Genomic DNA, 11450 nt, shown 5'->3' on the forward strand with positions numbered 1-11450 from the left:
AGGTGCCGGGTCGTCACTCGGTGGTTGCTGTCCGGGCGTGGCGGTGTATTCCCGATGGCCCGCCGGTAGTTTCCGGACCAAAAACAACTCCAACGCTGGTCAAGGGCATGTTGGAGATCCAAGCTCCCGCGCGTTCGTACGGTGCTGCGGCCAGGGCTGGCGTTGTTTTCGGTTTGGGGAACTACAACGAGAACGGGGAGGGAGGTCCGTCTGCGTGCGGGCCTTTCGGTCGTTCGAGTTCCTCTCCGCCGGCTACCGGGCCTTGCGGCCCCGGGCTTCTCGGAGTGGCACCACGGCCGTCGTCGAGGGTTTCGGCGGACGGGGTGAGCTTCGAGCGGGCCGCGTCGACGTTGCGCGGAGTGGCACCACGCTGGCCATTGGGGCTGATCGGTCCAGGCGAGACGTCCCCAGTGCTGGACGTGAACTGGATGGCCGGCTGGAGCAACTCCTGCAGTACAGCTGCCGCTTGACCGTGATACCCCAGCTCGGTCAGGTACGAGATCAGCTCGGCGGCGGCTGCGGAGGTCCCTAGAGCGTCGCCGTGCGCCATCTGGTTGCGCAGGTCGGCGATGCGCCGGGTCAGGACGACCTGGTCGTGGGGGACCCGGGCACGCAGTTGGCGTGCTCCCCGACTGCCGAGCGACGACTGCTCGAGTAGTTCCTCGAATTCATCATTGCCCATTGCGCTCACCTCCTCGACGCGCGGCGGTTTTGGCCTTGTCCCGCCACCGGTACAAGATCCCCTCGACGGCCCGGTCGGACGGTAGGCCGAGCAGTTCGGCGATCTCGTCCTGGCTGTAGCCGTCGATGGTCAGGGCGACCACGGCGGCAGTGCGCTTGTCCAAGCCAGCCATGTCGTCCAAGACCCGGATGTTGCCCATCGCGATCACGGCGGGGTCACGCGCCGGCTCGGTGACCGGCGGGTAGAGGGCGCCTTCGCGCCAGGCGGCCTGGTCGTGCCGCCGTTCGTACTTGCTCCAGGAGCGGAACTGGTTCGGGAACCCGTGAACACAGGCGCCCATAAAGTAGGTGGGCACGCTCGCCCCACCGTCGACGTGCCAGCCGCCGCCGATGAGGGCCTTGTCTCGAAACCCGGGAAGAGCCAACGCCACCGTCATGTTCGCCAGTTCTTCCCGGACGTCAGACATGCGGACCAGGCGCTCGAGCTCCCACTCGGTGGGGTGGAGGCTGCGCCCGCGGGCGGCGGTGAGCTTGAAGATGTAGCCCGAGTGCATCCAGCCCCGCATGACTGAGATCCCGTACGCGGCCAGCTCCGACACGAAGCGGTCGTAGCGAGGGCCGGCGAAGCCGTCCGACGCCAGGACCCGCAGCAGCTTCTGATCGGCGAGGCGGCGCTGCAGATTCTCATGTCGGCGCCGGGCCTCCTCCCCGAGTTCAGGATCGGTGCTTTCCAGGATCGCGGCGCTCGGCACCGGCTTGTCCAGCTCGGACTTCTCATCCCAGCAGTCAGGTTGTATCGAAGCAGCATCGTCGTCGGCTGCGGGTCGATAGCCCGCTGCCTCGCCGTCGCTGCCTACCACCGCCGCCGCCCTTCGGGTCGTCTGGTCTCGCTCTCCCGACCACCAGTTAGCCGAGACGAACAACCGATCCACAGAATGAACTTTCCTAGGTGCGGTCGCGGCGGCCACCCCACGGACTTTCTCAAGATTCTTTCCGGCGGGGCTCAGCGGGTGGATTTCGTGGGGTGGCGCGGATTTCGAGACCTACCAGCCCCATCTGCTTCACCACCTGGAGGTCCCCGTGAGTACCCCCCCGCCGCCGCTGCTGACCGTACGCGCCGCCCTGGTCCTTCTGGCGGCCCTGCTGGTCGGCGTCCTCGCCGTGGCACTCTCGCTGCTCGGCGGCGCCTCCGTGCCGTCGGCTGTACTGTTCGCCGGCGGGGCCACCGGCGCTGCTCTGCTGCTGTTCCACACCATCATCGGGCGGTAACGCCCGGCCGGTGGCGGCGCCCGGGCCGGGCCGACCCCGGCGTGGTAGCGCTGTCCCGAGCCGGCGGCGTCTTAACATTTCGCCGTGAGCGATGCCGGTGCCCGGGTGGAAGAGTGGGAGCCCGGCTCAACCTGGACGACGTCGCCATTACCGCCCACACGGCTGAATCCGGCTACACGGCAAGGGCCACGAGGTCCGCTGGGTGGCACTACCCGCGGTCGTTCTCGAGCGGATTTCGGCATGGATCGACCTGCGCGGCCGGACACCCGGCCGGCTGTTTCGCTGGCCAGCGCGAGGGTCTTCGGGCAGTAGCCCTAGATCAACTGCTTGGCGTTGTTCTTGGTCCGGAAACTACGGGCGGGCCGGGGCGGCGGAGGCGTCGCTGGGCCGGCTGGAGGCGGCCGAGGTCGAGCGGAAGCAGACCACCGAGATCGTCGCGGCGGCCCGGGAGGTGACGTCGCTGTCGCCGTGGCGGTGGCGGCGCCGGGCCCAGTTGCGCCGCTACGAGAACGCCGCCGTCCACCTGGAGCTGGCGTACACGAACAGCCGCAACATGGTCCGCCGGGTGGTCGCGTTGCTGGAGGCCCGGGAGCCGGTTCCCCCGGCCCTGCCGGCCGGGGTCGAGGCGTTCGGGCAGTCGCTGCGGCTGCTGCACCGTGACTTCCTGGCCGGGCGGCCGCCGGACATCGCCCGGGCGCGGGCACGGGAGGCCGCGCAGGATGCCGGCCGGGCGCGGGCGGCGGGGCTGGGTTTCTCCGGCACGATCGTGGCCTCGCAGCTGCTCATCGTGGTCGGCGAGTTGCTCCAGGCGTCCGGCATGACCAAGATCGAGGCGGACCGGACGGCCGGTGTCTGCGAGCATCGCCCGGACTCCCGCCCGGACCCAAACGACCGTTAAGCTTCGGGGGTGGGAATCGAGGAACTGTACCCCGCCGGGCGTCTCGTCGCGGCCCAGCGCGCCGCCGCCGCTGCGGGCCTGGACGCGCTGCTGCTCACCCCGGGTTCCGACCTGCGCTACCTGACCGGCTACGACGCCCGGGAGGGGGAGCGGCTGACCTGCCTGGTGCTGCCCGCCGAGGGTGAGCCGACGCTGATCGTGCCGGTGCTGGAGCGGCCGGACGCCGAGGCCGCGCCCGGCACCGGGTACCGGATCGTCGACCACGCCGACGGCACCGACCCGTGGCCGCTGGTTCGCGCGGCGCTGCCCGGCCCGGTCCGCGCCGTCGGGCTGGCCGACCGGATGTGGGCGCAGCAGGTCCTCGCGCTGCGCGACGCGCTGCCCGGCGCGGCCCAGCGACTCGCCTCCGACGTGCTGCGGGAGATGCGGATCCGCAAGTCGCCGGCCGAGGTGGCGGCGCTGGCCGAGGCGGGCGCCGCGATCGACGCGGTGCACCTGCGGATGGGGGAGTGGCTGCGCCCCGGCCGCACCGAGCGGGAGGTCGCCGCCGACCTCGCCGCCGCGATCCGGGCGGCCGGGCACGCCGCCGTCGACTTCGTCATCGTGGCCGCCGGCCCGAACGGCGCGAGCCCGCACCACGGCACCTCGGACCGCCCGATCGGCGTGGGCGAGCCGGTCGTGGTCGACATCGGCGGCACCATGCCGTCGGGCTACCGCTCCGACTGCACCCGCACGTACGTCGCCGACGGTCCCGCCCCGGCCGGGTTCGTGGACTACTACACGGTGCTGCGGGAGGCGCAGCGCGCCGCCGTGGCCGCCGTCGCGCCGGGCGTGACCGCCGAGGCCCTCGACGCGGTCGCCCGCGACGTCATCACCGCCGCCGGTTTCGGCGGCGCCTTCCTGCACCGCACCGGTCACGGCATCGGCCTCGACGGCCACGAGGAGCCGTACGTGGTGACCGGCAACCCCCGGCCCCTTCAGGCCGGCATGGCTTTCTCGGTCGAACCCGGGATCTACCTCGCCGGGCGGCACGGAGCCCGGATCGAGGACATCGTCGTCTGCACGACGGACGGCGGGCAACGGCTCAACACCACCCCCACGGAGCTCATCGCGCTATGAACGTCGACCGGATCCTGCCCACCGACGAGGCCCACGACCTGCTGGACCTCGCCACCGAACTCGCCGACCGGGAGCTGGCCCCGGCCGCCGCCGGTTTCGAGGCCCGCGCCGAGTTCCCCCGGGAGGTGCTGCGCACCCTGGGCCGGGCCGGCCTGCTCGGCCTGCCGTACGCCGAGGAGCACGGCGGCGCCGCCCAGCCGTACGAGGTGTACCTCCAGGTGCTGGAGATCCTCGCCAGCAGGTGGCTGGCAGTGGCCGAGGCGGTCAGCGTGCACACGCTGTCCTGCTACCCCCTGGCCCAGTTCGGCACCGACGAGCAGCGCAAACTGCTGCCGGACATGATCGGCGGGGAGCTGCTCGGCGCGTACTGCCTCTCCGAGCCGCAGGGTGGTTCGGACGCGGCGGCGCTGACCACGCGGGCGGTGCGCGACGGCGACGCGTACGTGGTGACCGGCACCAAGGCGTGGATCACGCACGCCCGGGTGGCCGACTTCTACAACATCTTCTGCCGCACCGGCGGTCCGGGCCCGAAGGGCATCTCCTGCCTGCTCGCGGACCGGTCCACGGCGGGCATCCACCCGCAGGCCGCCGAGCGCACGATGGGTCTGCACGCCTCGCCGATCGCGCAGATCGCCTTCGACGACGCGCGGGTGCCGGCGGAGCGGCTGATCGGCGGCGAGGGCGCCGGGTTCACCATCGCGATGTCCGCGCTGGACTCCGGTCGCCTGGGCATCGCCGCGTGCGCGGTGGGCCTGGCCCAGGGCGCGCTGGACTACGCGGTCGGCTACGCCCGGGAACGCCGCCAGTTCGGCCGCGCGATCATCGACTTCCAGGGGCTCGGGTTCAACCTGGCCGACGCCGCCACCCAGATCTCCGCCGCGCGGGCGCTCACGCTCGCCGCCGCGCGGCTGCGCGACGCCGGCCGCCCGTACTCGATCGAGGCGGCCAAGGCGAAGCTGTTCGCCACGGACGTGGCGATGCGGGTGACCACCGACGCGGTCCAGGTGCTCGGCGGCGCCGGTTACGTCGCCGACCACCCGGTCGAGCGGTACATGCGGGAGGCCAAGGTGCTCCAGATCGTCGAGGGCACCAACCAGATCCAGCGGCTGGTCATCTCCCGCGCGCTGGCGAAGGGCTAGCCTGTCGCGGTGACCTTCCCCCGGATCACCGTGGACCCCGACGTCATGGGGGGTGCGCCCTGCGTACGGCAGTCGCGCATCCCCGTGGCCACCCTGCTGGCCATGATGGCCGAGGGCATGTCCGTCACGGACATCCTCACCGACCTGCCGTTCCTGGACGAGGAGGACATGGCGGAGGTGCTGAACTACGCGGCGGACGCGGTGCGCGACCGGACGGCGCGCTGAGCGTCACCGCGGCGGGCCGGGTGCGGCGTGGGAGCGCTTTTCCGGCTAGGGTGCAGCGCGTGGAGGAGATCGACCGTGCCATCGTCGCCGCGCTGACCGGGGACGGTCGGCTGTCGTACACGGATCTGGCCGAGCGGGTGGGCCTGTCGGTGTCGGCCGTGCACCAGCGGGTCCGCCGGCTGGAGCAGCGTGGGGTGATCAAGGGGTACGCCGCCCGGGTGTCGTTCGAGGCGCTGGACCTGCCGCTGACCGCGTTCGTGGCGATCCGGCCGTTCGACCCGTCGCAGCCGGACGACGCGCCGGAGCGGCTGGCGCACCTGCCCGAGATCGACTCGTGCTACTCGGTGGCGGGGGAGGACTTCTATCTCCTGCTGGTGCGGGTGGCCGGTCCGGCCGACCTGGAACGGGTGCTGCAGGAGATCCGTACCGCCGCGAACGTCACCACCCGCACGACAGTGGTGCTGTCCACGCCGTACGAGAACCGGCCGCCGAAGATCAATGGCGAGCTGACCGGTCGGGGACGTCCCCGACCGTCGGCGGAGCCGGCAGGTTCCACCGCCTGATCACCCGCCGGCCGTGCTCGTGACCGAGCACGCTGAGCGTGGCGGTGTCCAGCCGCAGCAGCGCACCGGCCGAGGGCGGCAGCCCGATCCAGCGCGCCCCCAGCACCCGCAGGCTGTGCCCGTGCCCGACGAGCGCGACGTCACCCTCCTCCAGCAGCGGCGCGGCCCGGTCCAGCACGCGGTCCAGGCGGGCGCCCACCTGCTCCGGTGACTCGCCGCCGGGGCCGCCGTCGGTCCAGATCGACCAGCCGGGCCGTTCCCGCTGGATGTCCGCGGTGGTGCGGCCCTCGTACTCGCCGTAGTTCCACTCGGCCAGGTCCGGCTCGATCGCGTCCACTGTGAGCCCGGCCAGGGCGGCCGTGCGGGTGGCGCGCTGCCGAGGGCTGGACAGCACCCGGGCGAGGTGCCGGCCGGCCAGCAGAGGAGCCAGCGCGCGTGCCTGCCGCTCGCCGTCGAGTGTCAGGTCCAGGTCGGTGTACGAGGTGTGCCGGTGGGCGGCGCTCCAGGTGGTCTCGCCGTGCCGGATCAGCAGGATCTCGTTCACCGGCCCAGTCAACCATGATGAGGCGGGTCGGGCCCGCCGACGGTTTGCGCCGGCGCTACCGGGCCGCCGGCGCCGGTTCGGTGTCGCGCGCCGGTCCCGGTCGGCCGGTCGGCTGTTCCCGGGACCGTACGCGGCCGGGACGCAGTTGCAGGACCGCGACTGAGGACAGCACCAGCGCGCCGCCGGCGAGCTGCGCGAGCGTCAGGGCCTCGCCGAGCGCGAGCGTGGCCAGCGCGGCGGTGACCACGGGTTCGAAGGTGGACAGGATGGCCGCGGTCGACGGCCCGGTCCGCCTCAGGCCGGCGAAGAAGGCCAGCATCGCCACGACCGTGGAGACCACGGCGATGGCGGCCAGCCAGAACCATCCCCGCCACCCGAAGCTCAGGTCGACGCCGCCGGTGACCAGGGCGCGAGCGCCGAGGGTGCCGGCGGCACCGGTCATCACCAGCGCCGACAGCGCCACGGGTGCCAGCCGGTGCACGACGGAGTCGGAAACCAGGATGTAGACCGTGTAGGTGACGGCGGCGGCGAAGGCCAGCAGCGCCCCGAGCGGGTGGAAGCCCGCGCCACCGGCGCCGAGCAGGACCAGCAGCGTTCCGCCCGAGGCGGCCACCAGGGCCGCGCCGCGTCCCGGGGTGAGCCGGTCCCGGCCGAGCAGGACCGCGGCCACTGTCACCATGACCGGGTACGTGTAGAGGATCAGCGCCAGCAGTGACGCGTCCATCAGCTCCAGCGCGGAGAAGAACAGGCTCGCCTGCGTGGCGTACCCGATCGCGCCCAGCCCCAGGGCGACGGCCACCACCCGCCCGCGCCTCGTCGCCGGCCGCCCACCGCCGGCGTCGCCCGGCGCCGCGCGGCGCAGGCCCGGCCGGGTGAGCAGCACGAGCCAGAGCAGTGCGGCGGCCAGCCCGAAACGCACCAGCAGCAGAGACGTCGGGGAGACACCGGCGTCGTACGCGAGCTTGCCGAAGACGGCCATCGCGCCGAAACAGGCGGCTGACAGGAGACACAGTGCGGCACCCACGCGCCAAGGATCACCGGAGCCGACTGCACAGGTCCAGCGATGAATTCCGCAGGTGAATCATTAGGATTTCCGCATGATCGAGCTTGACCTGCGGCGGTTGCGCTTCCTGCGGGAGTTCGAGGAACGCGGCACGATGGCCGCTGTCGCCGCGGCTCTGGGCTACAGCCCGTCGACTGTCTCGCAGCAACTGGCCCTGCTGGAGAAGGAGGCAGGTGTCCGGCTGCTGGGCAGGGCCGGCCGCGGCGTACGGCTCACCGAGGCCGGGCACGTGCTCGCCCGGCACGCCCGGGTGCTGCTGTCGGCGGCCGAGGCGGCGGAGGCCGACCTGGCCGCCCTCGACTGTGACGTCCGGGGGAGCGTCCGGGCGGGCGGCCTGCAGTCGGCGGCGCGCCGCCTGCTCGTGCCGGCCGTGGCCCGGATGAGAGCCGAGCACCCGCGGGTCCGGGTGGAGATCTTCGAACTGGAACTCGAACAGTCCCTGCCGGGCCTGCGCCTGGGCACCGTCGACCTGGTCATCGGCGACGAGTACGACAGCCAGCCCCGCCCCCGCCCGGCGGGGCTCCGTTTCACGCTCCTGCTCGAGGAGCCCTTGCGTCTCGTGCTTCCCGCTGCGCACCCGCTCGCCGGGCCCGGGGGACACGTCGCGGTCACCGACCTGCGGTCCGAGGTGTGGACCGCCTCCGCCGAGGGCACCGGGCACCACGCCATGGTGGTGGGGACGTGCCGTCGTCTCGGCGGCTACGAACCGGACCTGCGGCACCGTTCCAGCGACGCGGACGTCCAGCTGGAACTGGTCCGGGCCGGGGCGGCGGTCGCTCTGATGCCGGCCCTGACCCTGCCCGACGCCGACCCGGCGCTGGCGGTCCGGGGTATCGCCGAGACCGTCCTCCGGCGCCGCCTGGTCGCAGTCACCCGGGACACGCCGCCCGGGCCCGCCCTCACCGCGTTCCTGGCCGCCGTCACGGAGCGGGTCCGCGACCTCGGCCGGTAGGCGCACACCTTCAACCTATTATCCTAGGACGCCTTACGCGATGTGCGCCGGTCAACGGCGTTTGCACCGACACTCACCGGAGACGCGACAAGGGCAAGGCGTAGCCGGACGAGGGAGGGCGACATGAGCTTCACCGACAAGGCGAAGAACAAGGCCCAGGAGATGAGCGGCATGGCCAAGGAGCGGATCGGCGACGTGACCGACAACGAGCGGTTGCGGGCCGAGGGCGCCTCCGAGCAGAGCACGGCGCGTGCCAAGCAGGCCGGGGAGCACGCCAAGCAGGCGGGCCGCGACGTCAAGGACGCCTTCAACAAGTGAGTACGCGAACGGCGGGCCACCTCATCGCAGAGGTGGCCCGCCGTCGTACGCCCTGAGGGCCGGGGGTCAGTCGTCGCGGTGTGCGAGCCACCAGGCCTGGCCGGCCTCGGGCAGCGTGTCGATCGGGTCGTAGTAGGCGTAGCGCTTGTTCAGCGCCTCCAGGTCGGCCGACTCGATCGAGGTGCGGTAGTTCTTGGTCCAGTACGAGATGCCGCGCTCACGGTCGTAGTCGGTGAGCATGTGCACCCAGCGCTTGCCGACGAACGGCACGTCGCAGACGATCCGCGGGGTGGCGTAGCCGGGCAGGTAGCCCATGATGTCGTGCTGGAGCTGCTGGGCGTGCCAGACCGGGACGCGCCAGTGCTCGGCGTTGGGGATCATGTCGCACATGTAGAAGTAGTACGGCAGGATGCCCGCCTCGCCCTGGAGCGCGAAGCAGAGGTCGAGCAGGTCGGCGCTGGTGGCGTTGACGCCGCGCATGAGCACGCCCTGGTTGCGCACGTCGCGTACGCCGACGTCGAGCGCGGTCTGTGCGGCCTTGGCGACCAGCGGCGTCAGTGACTGGGCGTGGTTGACGTGGGTGTGGATGGCCAGGTTGACGCCGCGGCGGGCGGCGGTGCGGGCCACTCGTTCGAGGCCCTCGACCACGTCGGGCTGGAGCCAGTGCTGGGGCAGGCCCATGAGCGCCTTGGTGGCGAGCCGGATGTCGCGGATCGTCTCGATCTCCAGCAGGCGCATCAGGTACGACTCGAGGTTGCGCCACGGCACGTTGGCGACGTCACCGCCGGAGACGACCACGTCGCGTACGCCCGGGTGGGCCTTGAGGTAGGTGATGTGGGCGTCGTAGCGGTCGACCGGCTTGAGGGTGAGCTTGAGCTTGTCGACGGCGGGGGTGGAGTTGCCGACGAGGTCCATGCGGGTGCAGTGGCCGCAGTACTGCGGGCAGGTGGAGAGCAGCTCGGCGAGGACCTTGGTGGGGTAGCGGTGGGTGAGGCCCTCGGCGACCCACATGTCGTGTTCGTGGAGGCTGTCGCGGCTGGCGTACGGGTGGGACGGCCAGTCGGTGCGCCGGTCGGAGGCGACCGGGATCATGTAGCGGCGGATCGGGTCGGCGAGCAGCGCCTCGGTGCTCATCGGTTGATGCGGCACCATGGTGTTGAGCATCTGCGGCGGCACCAGCATGGACATGGTGGCCAGCGCCTTCTGGTCGGCCTCCAGGTCGGCGTAGAAGGTCTCGTCGACGGTGTCGCCGAGGACGGCGCGCAGCTGCTTGATGTTCTTGACGCAGTTGACCCGTTGCCACTGGGCGCTCTTCCACTGGTCGCGGGTGATGTGGCGCCAGCCGGGGAAGCGGGTCCAGTCGGGTTCGACGAGGGGCGCGCGGCGGTATTCGTAGGGCTGTCCGGCGGTCGGAACGGCGACCGGCGCGGGGCGGGGCGTCGGGATGGTCTCCACCGGTTGGGTCTGGGTCACGGCCCCTCCTCGTCAGTGTGCGGGTTGATCAACGAATGCGTAGGCTACTGGAAAATCTGCGGTGAAGAAATTAGTCTGCCGGAAGTTTTCCCGCGACGCGAGCCCTGACCGGGGGTTCGGGCGGCTGGACATAGGGGGTCGGCGTGACGTCACCGGTGGGTCTGCACCGAGTCGTGGAACCGGCGGGGGTGCTTCCGCAGGCGGCCTGGCGGCTGGACCCCGACCCGCGGATCGCGGCGAACGAGGTGCGGATCCGGGTCGAGCGGCTGAACCTGGACGCGGCGAGTTTCCGGCAGCTGGCGGAGAAGCACGGCGGCGACGGGGAGAAGGTCCGCGCCGAGGTGCTGGAGATCGTGTCGGCCCGGGGGAAGATGCAGAACCCGGTGACCGGGTCCGGCGGCATGCTGATCGGCACGGTCGAGGAGGCGGGCCGCCGCTCGCCGCTGGGGCTGAAGCCGGGTGACCGGGTGGCGACGCTCGTGTCGCTGACGCTGACGCCGCTGACGATCACCGACGGGCTGGCCCGCTGGGACGGGCGCAGCGAGCAGGTGCCGTGCGACGGGTACGCGATCCTGTTCGCCCGGTCGATCGCGGCGGTGCTGCCGCCGGACCTGCACCCCGAGCTGTCGCTGGCGGTGCTGGACGTGTGCGGGGCGCCGGCGTTGACGGCGCGGGTGGTGGCCGAGCAGGTGGCGCGGCGCTCGCGTGAGGGTGATCCGCGTCCGGTGTCGGTGGCGGTGATCGGCGGGGCCGGCAAGAGCGGGTCGTTGTCGCTCGCGGCGGCGCGGCGGGCGGGCGCCGCCCGTACCGTCGGGGTGGTTCCGGTGGTCGCGGAGCGGGACGCGCTGACGGCGGCCGGGCTGGCCGACGTGGTGGCGCTGGCCGACGCGCGGGATCCGGTGGGGTTGTCGACGGCGGTGACGACGGCGCTGGGTGTGCCGGCGGACGTGACTGTGGTGTGCGTGGACGTGCCGGGGTGTGAGCACGGTGCGGTGCTGGCCACGGCGGACGGCGGTACGGTGATCTTCTTCTCGATGGCGACGAGCTTCGCGGCGGCGGCGCTGGGCGCGGAGGGCCTGGCGGCGGACGTGACGATGCTGGTGGGCAACGGGTACGTGCCCGGGCACGCGGCGCTGGCGCTGGATCTGTTGCGTGCCGAGCCGGGGGTGCGCGGTCTGTTCGAGGCTCGTCTGGCGGCAGACTGAG

At 72.1% G+C, this 11450-nt stretch carries 14 protein-coding genes; 9 read left to right on the forward strand and 5 right to left on the reverse strand.

What is annotated here, in order from left to right; translation table 11 throughout:
- Positions 1-181: 181 nt before the first annotated feature.
- Both ABD52_RS08320 and ABD52_RS08325 read right to left on the reverse strand, forming a co-directional pair.
- Positions 182-682 carry a hypothetical protein gene (locus tag ABD52_RS08320; protein ID WP_047891412.1) on the reverse strand — a complete coding sequence of 167 codons (501 nt, stop codon included), beginning with the start codon at positions 680-682 and terminating at the stop codon, positions 182-184.
- A complete protein-coding gene (locus tag ABD52_RS08325) occupies positions 672-1613 on the reverse strand; it encodes a hypothetical protein (RefSeq protein ID WP_053065332.1) in 942 nt (313 codons plus the stop codon). The genes ABD52_RS08320 and ABD52_RS08325 overlap by 11 nt, the downstream gene beginning before the upstream one ends.
- Before the next feature lie 148 nt (positions 1614-1761).
- On the opposite strand from ABD52_RS08325, the gene ABD52_RS08330 reads away from it, so the two are divergent.
- The 6 genes from ABD52_RS08330 to ABD52_RS08355 all read left to right on the forward strand — a co-directional run bounded on the left by ABD52_RS08330 (position 1762) and on the right by ABD52_RS08355 (position 5894).
- Positions 1762-1950: a hypothetical protein gene (locus ABD52_RS08330; RefSeq protein ID WP_047891413.1), complete on the forward strand. Its 189-nt coding sequence runs from the start codon at positions 1762-1764 to the stop codon at positions 1948-1950.
- Between the two features lie 202 nt (positions 1951-2152).
- Complete coding sequence (locus tag ABD52_RS08335; protein WP_235437403.1) at positions 2153-2848, forward strand: hypothetical protein; 696 nt, start codon at positions 2153-2155, stop codon at positions 2846-2848.
- Positions 2849-2857: 9 nt separating this feature from the next.
- Positions 2858-3967 (forward strand): Xaa-Pro peptidase family protein, encoded by a 1110-nt coding sequence (locus ABD52_RS08340; protein ID WP_047891414.1) that lies wholly within the window; start codon positions 2858-2860, stop codon positions 3965-3967.
- Positions 3964-5106, forward strand: coding sequence for an acyl-CoA dehydrogenase family protein (locus tag ABD52_RS08345; RefSeq protein WP_013286268.1), 1143 nt, complete (start codon positions 3964-3966; stop codon positions 5104-5106). The genes ABD52_RS08340 and ABD52_RS08345 overlap by 4 nt, the downstream gene beginning before the upstream one ends.
- A gap of 9 nt (positions 5107-5115) precedes the next feature.
- Complete coding sequence (locus ABD52_RS08350) at positions 5116-5331, forward strand: DUF433 domain-containing protein (RefSeq protein ID WP_013286269.1); 216 nt, start codon at positions 5116-5118, stop codon at positions 5329-5331.
- Between the two features lie 59 nt (positions 5332-5390).
- A complete protein-coding gene (locus ABD52_RS08355; RefSeq protein ID WP_013286270.1) occupies positions 5391-5894 on the forward strand; it encodes an Lrp/AsnC family transcriptional regulator in 504 nt (167 codons plus the stop codon).
- Here the strand turns inward: ABD52_RS08355 and ABD52_RS08360 are convergent.
- Both ABD52_RS08360 and ABD52_RS08365 read right to left on the reverse strand, forming a co-directional pair.
- Positions 5827-6438 (reverse strand): histidine phosphatase family protein, encoded by a 612-nt coding sequence (locus tag ABD52_RS08360; RefSeq protein ID WP_047891415.1) that lies wholly within the window; start codon positions 6436-6438, stop codon positions 5827-5829. The genes ABD52_RS08355 and ABD52_RS08360 overlap by 68 nt on opposite strands.
- Positions 6439-6493: 55 nt before the next feature.
- Positions 6494-7462 carry a DMT family transporter gene (locus tag ABD52_RS08365; protein WP_082171251.1) on the reverse strand — a complete coding sequence of 323 codons (969 nt, stop codon included), beginning with the start codon at positions 7460-7462 and terminating at the stop codon, positions 6494-6496.
- Positions 7463-7535: 73 nt separating this feature from the next.
- Here ABD52_RS08365 and ABD52_RS08370 point away from each other — a divergent pair, with 73 nt between their 5' ends.
- The gene (locus ABD52_RS08370) at positions 7536-8453 is read left to right on the forward strand and encodes a LysR substrate-binding domain-containing protein (RefSeq protein WP_047891417.1); all 918 of its coding nucleotides are present in this window, start codon (positions 7536-7538) and stop codon (positions 8451-8453) included.
- 123 nt (positions 8454-8576) lie between these two features.
- Positions 8577-8771 carry a CsbD family protein gene (locus ABD52_RS08375; RefSeq protein WP_013286274.1) on the forward strand — a complete coding sequence of 65 codons (195 nt, stop codon included), beginning with the start codon at positions 8577-8579 and terminating at the stop codon, positions 8769-8771.
- Between the two features lie 66 nt (positions 8772-8837).
- On the opposite strand, the gene ABD52_RS08380 is transcribed toward ABD52_RS08375, so the two are convergent.
- Entirely contained in the window at positions 8838-10244 is a 1407-nt protein-coding gene (locus ABD52_RS08380; RefSeq protein WP_047891418.1) for a KamA family radical SAM protein, read from the reverse strand.
- A 143-nt stretch (positions 10245-10387) separates the two neighbouring features.
- Here ABD52_RS08380 and ABD52_RS08385 point away from each other — a divergent pair, with 143 nt between their 5' ends.
- Positions 10388-11449, forward strand: a complete 1062-nt coding sequence (locus tag ABD52_RS08385) for a hypothetical protein (RefSeq protein ID WP_036311047.1) — start codon at positions 10388-10390, stop codon at positions 11447-11449.
- Position 11450: the final 1 nt, after the last annotated feature.

It is taken from the genome of Micromonospora sp. RV43 (assembly GCF_001029515.1).
Lineage (GTDB): Bacteria > Actinomycetota > Actinomycetes > Mycobacteriales > Micromonosporaceae > Micromonospora > Micromonospora aurantiaca.

What these genes read in the sequence shown, in the direction of transcription:
- ABD52_RS08320 (WP_047891412.1), bottom strand. Translation starts at nt 682, where the DNA reads ATGGGCAATGATGAATTCGAGGAACTACTCGAGCAGTCGTCGCTCGGC.
- ABD52_RS08345 (WP_013286268.1), top strand. Translation starts at nt 3,964, where the DNA reads ATGAACGTCGACCGGATCCTGCCCACCGACGAGGCCCACGACCTGCTG.
- ABD52_RS08370 (WP_047891417.1), top strand. Translation starts at nt 7,536, where the DNA reads ATGATCGAGCTTGACCTGCGGCGGTTGCGCTTCCTGCGGGAGTTCGAG.
- ABD52_RS08375 (WP_013286274.1), top strand. Translation starts at nt 8,577, where the DNA reads ATGAGCTTCACCGACAAGGCGAAGAACAAGGCCCAGGAGATGAGCGGC.